The organism is Streptomyces sp. NPDC086077 (assembly GCF_040686175.1).
Taxonomy (GTDB): Bacteria; Actinomycetota; Actinomycetes; order Streptomycetales; family Streptomycetaceae; genus Streptomyces.
Genome location: NZ_JBFBJT010000266.1, coordinates 1 through 5,123 on the forward strand (window position 1 = coordinate 1; position 5,123 = coordinate 5,123).

Below are 5,123 nucleotides of genomic sequence, written 5' to 3' on the forward strand. Positions count from 1 at the left end.
GTCGCCGCCGAGATCGCGCTGCGGCTCATCGAGACCCTGGCGAACGACGAGACGATGCCCGAGCTGCGGGTCGGCATCGCCTTCGGCACGGTGACGACCCGGATGGGTGATGTCTTCGGAACGACGGTGAACCTGGCCTCCCGGTTGACGTCCATAGCGCCACGGGACGCGGTCCTGGTCGACAGCGCGTTCGCCGAGGAGTTGATCCGCAGCGGTGAGGCCCCCGCCTCCGAGGCGGAGGCGGCCGAGGCCGCGGCGGCCGCGGAGAAGGAGGGCGAGGAGCCGCCGACGTACCGCTTCGGGCTCCAGCCGATGTGGCAGCGGCCGGTGCGTGGGCTGGGCGTGGTCGAGCCCTGGCTGCTCACGCGGCGGGACGGCGCGCCGTAGCGGGGCTCAGGCCTCACCACCCGGTCAGGGGGCCGAGGCACAGGTCGAGGATCGGCACGCAGAGGGCGGGCTTCTCGGGCCGCGGCGCCGGAGCGCTCGGAGTGGGTGTCGGCTCGGGGGCCGGGCCCGTGGTGGGCGGGCGCTGCGACGGAGTGGTGTTGCCGCCGGTGCCGGTCCCTCCGGGGGTCGATGGCGCGTTCGGGGCGTCCGGGGGGTCAGCAGCTTCCGGGATGGTCGTGGCGGTCCCCAGGGCCGGTGCGTGGTCGTGGGGCTGCGACGAGGCGTGCGGGGACCTCGGCGTGGTGGGCGCCGTGCCGTGCGCGTGAGGCGTGCCCGGGCCGCGCAGGGCGCCCGGGGCGGAGGGGCCCGCGGTGCGGGTGCCGGGGGGCACGGTGGCGAAGGTGTTGGCGGCCTGGCCGCTGCTGACCGCCGCTTCGGGGGTGGGTCCGGCCGCCGCGGTTCCGAGGCCGCCGTTCCCGGAGTCCGGCGGCACCAGGCGTACGAGGCCCAGGACACCGGCGGCCAGGACGAGGGCGCCCGCGGCGAGGAGCACCTTGCGGGGGCGCGGCCGGCGGTGACGGCCACGGCCGCCGGTGGGCCGGGCGGCCTGGGGCGCGGCGCTGGGCGCGTTCGCCTTGCTGGTGCTGGTGCTGGTGCTGGTGCTGGTGCTGGTGCTGGTGCTGGTGCTGGAGGCGCGGGTGCGGTGCGGTGCGGGCGGTGGCTTGCTCGTGCCGCCGTGGGTCGCGTCGTTGCCCTGGTTGTTTCGCCGGACGGTTCCCGGGGCGGTCGTGGGGCTGGTGGGTCGGCTGGTTCCCGGGCGGGCCTCCTGGCTGTTTCCCGGGCCGGCCTCCGGGGTTCTCGCCGGGACGACATCCGGGGTGTTCCCCCGGCCGTCCCTTCGGGTGCTCCCTTGGTCGCCCTTCCGGGCGCCGCCCGGGCCGCCTTTCCGGGTGCTCTCGGGGCTGTCCTTTCGAGTGCTCCCCTGGCTGTCCTTCGGGGCGCTGCCCTGGCCCTTCTCCTGGGTGGTGCTTCTCTGGCCGTTCCGTTGGCCGTTCCTCGACGGGATGCCCGTCGGCGTGTCGGTCCTCATGCCGGTCCTCCCCGATGCGCCGGCGCGCCCCCCGGTGCGCCATGGCGCTCGCACGTTATGCGCTCCTCCGGGAGCGGGGGAGGGAGTCGGGTGGTATGTCACTCGAACGGGGTGTCGGAGGGTGATCGGGGAACCGGGCGCGCGAGAGAGCGGCCTTCCCCCGGAGGGGTGCGGCTGGAATGATCGGGCCGAGTTTTGTTAACCCGCGTTAACCGGGAGGGTGTCATGAGCGAAGAGCGGTTCGGGGAGTTCGTGCTGGTGCGGCGGCACGGGGACGGGCATGTCGCGGAGCTGGCACTCGACCGGCCCAAGGCCATGAACGCCGTGTCCACGGAGATGGCCAGGTCGGTCGCCGGGGCGTGCGCGTCGTTGGGGGCCGACCGGGACGTGCGCGTGGTCGTGGTGACGTCGACACATGAGCGGGCGTTCTGCGTGGGGGCCGACCTGAAGGAGCGGAACTCGCTGAGCGACGCCGAGCTCGTACGGCAGCGGCCGGTTGCGCGGGGGGCGTACACCGGTGTGCTGGAACTGCCGGTGCCGACGGTGGCGGCGGTGCACGGGTTCGCGCTCGGGGGCGGGTTCGAGCTGGCGCTGTCGTGCGACGTGATCGTGGCGGACGGTACGGCGGTGGTGGGGCTGCCGGAGGTGTCCGTGGGTGTGATTCCCGGGGGCGGCGGTACGCAGCTTCTGCCGCGGCGGGTGGGGGCGGCGAGGGCGGCCGAGCTGATCTTCACCGCGCGGCGGGTCGAGGCGGCCGAGGCGCGTGAGCTGGGGCTGGTGGACGTGCTCGTGGAGGACGGACGGGACCGGGAGGAGGCGCTGGCGCTGGCCTCCCGCATCGCCGCGAACTCCCCTGTGGGCCTGCGCGCGGCCAAGCGGGCCCTGCGCCTGGGGCACGGGCTGGACCTGCCGGCCGGCCTGGAGGTCGAGGACGCGGCGTGGCGGTCGGTGGCGTTCTCGGGGGACCGGGCGGAGGGCGTCGCGGCGTTCAACGAGAAGCGGAAGCCCCAGTGGCCGGGCCAGTGAGGGGCGCTCCGCGCGGCGGGCGGGTGCGCGGCGTTGTGCCGGGGGCCGCGTAACCCGGCGCTGCGCCGGGCCGGGGTGGCTGCGCCATCCGGCGTGGCGCTGGGCCGGGGTGCCTGCGCCATCCGGCGTAGGGCCGGGCCCGGCGTGCGTTGCCGCTCCGGCGGTGCGCTGGGCCGGGGTGCTCGCGTAGACCGGCGTTGCGCGTGCGCTGCGGCAGGGGCGCGAGCCGCGTTGCCGGGGTGCCCGCCGGGTTGCCTCCGCGCTCAGTCGTGCCTCCGCGCCCAGCCGTACCCCCGCGCGCTGCGGTACTCCGCGCCCGACCGCGCCCCCTACCCAGCCGCACCCCCACCCATTGCCCCGCTCCTGTGCCCCGCCACCTCGGCTCTCCGCCGTCGCGTTCCTCTCACCCCAGCGCCCCGGAAACATCCCCATTCATCCCGAATCTCCCTAGCCTGGGGAGATGGGTGTGGAGAGCCGGCTCGCGGCTGTGGTGGCGTTGGCGCAGGGGATGGCTGCGGCGCAGTCGGTGCGGGACTCGTGGCGTGCCGCCGCGCTCGGGGCCTGCCGGGCGCTGGACGGGAGTTTCGCCGCGCTCTCGGTGTGGGAGCGGGACCTCGGGCGGTTGCGGGTGCTCGTCAACGTGGGTGAGCGGGTGGAGGACGAGGAGGAGTTCCCGGAGGACGAGACCTACCCGGTGCACCAGTTCGCCGAGATCACCGAGTTCCTGCACGAGCAGTGGGCGGGCGGCGGCGAGCCCGACGCCTGGGTGGAGACCGCCGAGGGGCCCACCGCGGGCCGCGCGGGCTTCTGTCATCAGCGGGTCGCCGCCCTGCGGCGCAGGGGCCGGGGCTGCTGCGTCGTCGCCCCAGTCGTACTGCACGGCCGCGCCTGGGGCGAGCTGTACGTCGCCCGGCCCCTCGGCGTCCCCGTCTTCGACCGCGGCGACGCCGACTTCGCCACCGTACTGGCCGCCGTCGTCGCCGCCGGGATCGCGCAGACCGAGCGGCTGGAGGAGGCCCGGCGGCTCGCGTTCACCGACTCCCTCACCGGCCTCGCCAACCGCCGCGCTGTGGACATGCGCCTGGAGGAGGCCATCGAGCGGCACCGCAGGGACGGGGCCGTGGTGAGCCTGGTGGTCTGTGATCTCAACGGCCTCAAGCGCGTCAACGACACCCGCGGGCACGCCGTCGGCGACCGGCTCCTCGAACGCTTCGGCTCGGTGCTCTCGCTGTGCGGCGCCATGCTGCCCGGAACCCTCTCCGCCCGCCTCGGCGGCGACGAGTTCTGCCTGCTCGCCGTCGGCCCGCCCGCCGACGAGGTCGTCAAGGTCGCCGACGAGCTGTGCCGCCGCGCCGCCGAACTGGAACTCGGCGACGGTGTCGCCTGCGGCGTCGCCTCCACCGAGGACCCGATCGGCCAGGTCCGCTCGGCCCGCCGCCTGTTCCGGCTCGCGGACGCCGCCCAGTACCGGGCCAAGGGCCTGCGCGCCGCCAAGGCGGTCGTGGCCGGCCGCGAGGGCCCCGACGACCCCGTCGTGCGCCTCGCGGACGCGCCCCCCGAAGGTCCCGCCGGCGAACGCCGCCGCTTCCGCGGCCGCGGTTGAGCCACGGGCGCCCGGGCGACGTCCGGGGCCGAGTCACGCGCATCGGGCGGTAAGGGTCACATCCCGCCCCCACTCGTGACAGCGTCGAATTCACTGCGTACGCTCCTGAATATGGATATGCACACTGTGGTGGTGGGGACGTCCGGTGTCACCGCGTCCGACGTTCTCGCCGTGGCGCGCGCCGGCGCCCGCGTCGAACTCTCCGGCGAGGCGGTGGCCGCCCTCACCGCGGCCCGCGAGATCGTGGACGCCCTGGCGGCCAAGCCCGACCCGGTCTACGGCGTCTCCACCGGCTTCGGCGCCCTCGCGACCCGGCACATCGGCCAGGAACTGCGCACCCAGCTCCAGCGCAACATCGTCCGCTCGCACGCCGCCGGCATGGGGCCGGCCGTCGAGCGGGAGGTCGTCCGGGCGCTGATGTTCCTGCGGCTGAAGACCGTGTGCTCCGGGCACACGGGTGTGCGCCCCGAGGTCGCGCAGACCATGGCCGACGTACTGAACGCCGGGATCACGCCCGTCGTGCACGAGTACGGCTCCCTCGGCTGCTCCGGCGACCTCGCGCCCCTGTCCCACTGCGCCCTCACCCTGATGGGCGAAGGGGACGCCGAGGGCCCGGACGGGGTCGTGCGCCCCGCCGCCGAGCTGCTCGCGGCGCACGGCATCGCACCCGTCGAGCTGAGGGAGAAGGAGGGCCTCGCCCTCCTCAACGGCACCGACGGCATGCTCGGCATGCTGCTCATGGCCCTCGCCGACCTCGACACCCTCTACAAGTCCGCCGACGTCACCGCGGCCCTGTCCATGGAGGCCCTGCTCGGCACCGACAAGGTCCTCGCACCCGAACTGCACGCCATCCGCCCGCACCCCGGCCAGGCCGCCAGCGCCGCCAACATGCTGGCCGTGCTGAAGGGTTCCGGCCTGACGGGCCATCACCAGGACGACGCGCCCCGCGTCCAGGACGCCTACTCCGTGCGCTGCGCGCCCCAGGTCGCCGGCGCCGGACGCGACACCCTCGCCCAC

General features: G+C 75.3%; 5 protein-coding genes. 4 read left to right on the plus strand and 1 reads right to left on the minus strand.

The features are described from left to right. A partial coding sequence (locus tag AB0O67_RS36460; protein ID WP_365460120.1) for an adenylate/guanylate cyclase domain-containing protein occupies nt 1-387 on the plus strand: 387 nt, incomplete at its 5' end. Nucleotides 388-400: 13 nt separating this feature from the next. Here the strand turns inward: AB0O67_RS36460 and AB0O67_RS36465 are convergent. Beyond that, the gene (locus AB0O67_RS36465; protein WP_365460123.1) at nt 401-1,477 is read right to left on the minus strand and encodes a hypothetical protein; all 1,077 of its coding nucleotides are present in this window, start codon (nt 1,475-1,477) and stop codon (nt 401-403) included. A gap of 225 nt (nt 1,478-1,702) precedes the next feature. Here AB0O67_RS36465 and AB0O67_RS36470 point away from each other — a divergent pair, with 225 nt between their 5' ends. The 3 genes from AB0O67_RS36470 to AB0O67_RS36480 form a co-directional block, all read left to right on the plus strand. Beyond that, nucleotides 1,703-2,503 (plus strand): enoyl-CoA hydratase-related protein, encoded by an 801-nt coding sequence (locus AB0O67_RS36470; protein ID WP_365460126.1) that lies wholly within the window; start codon nt 1,703-1,705, stop codon nt 2,501-2,503. Between the two features lie 460 nt (nt 2,504-2,963). Next, a complete protein-coding gene (locus tag AB0O67_RS36475) occupies nt 2,964-4,106 on the plus strand; it encodes a GGDEF domain-containing protein (protein WP_365460129.1) in 1,143 nt (380 codons plus the stop codon). Between the two features lie 117 nt (nt 4,107-4,223). After that, nucleotides 4,224-5,123: aromatic amino acid lyase (locus AB0O67_RS36480; protein ID WP_365460132.1), on the plus strand; the 900-nt coding region annotated here is incomplete at its 3' end.

Coding starts and splice junctions, on each gene's coding strand:
- AB0O67_RS36465 (WP_365460123.1), bottom strand. CDS start 1,477: ATGAGGACCGACACGCCGACGGGCATCCCGTCGAGGAACGGCCAACGG.
- AB0O67_RS36470 (WP_365460126.1), top strand. CDS start 1,703: ATGAGCGAAGAGCGGTTCGGGGAGTTCGTGCTGGTGCGGCGGCACGGG.
- AB0O67_RS36475 (WP_365460129.1), top strand. CDS start 2,964: ATGGGTGTGGAGAGCCGGCTCGCGGCTGTGGTGGCGTTGGCGCAGGGG.